Origin of the sequence: Fischerella muscicola PCC 7414, assembly GCF_000317205.1 — a bacterium.
In the GTDB taxonomy this organism is placed as follows: domain Bacteria; phylum Cyanobacteriota; class Cyanobacteriia; order Cyanobacteriales; family Nostocaceae; genus Fischerella; species Fischerella muscicola.
Window position 1 is genome coordinate 1 of the sequence record NZ_AJLK01000256.1, and the last position, 306, is coordinate 306.

1 protein-coding gene is annotated in these 306 nt (G+C 37.6%); it reads right to left on the minus strand.

Annotated features, from left to right (window positions below):
- Positions 1–306: sensor histidine kinase (locus tag UYI_RS33985; protein WP_035139168.1), on the minus strand; the 306-nt coding region annotated here is incomplete at both ends.

The window sequence follows — 306 nt, forward strand, 5'->3', positions numbered from 1 at the left end:
CGCACTGTAAAACAACTACCAACTCCTAGCTGACTTGTAACAGTAATTAGTCCACCATGATTTTGAGCAATAGCTTGAGCAATAGCTAATCCTAAACCGGAACCACCAGAATTATAAGAACGTGATTTATCTGCTCGCCAAAAACGCTCAAAAATTTTTTCCAAATCTTCTGGTGCAATTCCCACACCCGTATCTTGAACATTAACAACTATATGGGAAGTACTAAGATTAGCTATGATTTTTACTGTCCCTTCTGATGGTGTGTAGTGGATGGCATTTTGAATCAAGTTAGTAAATAATCGTGTT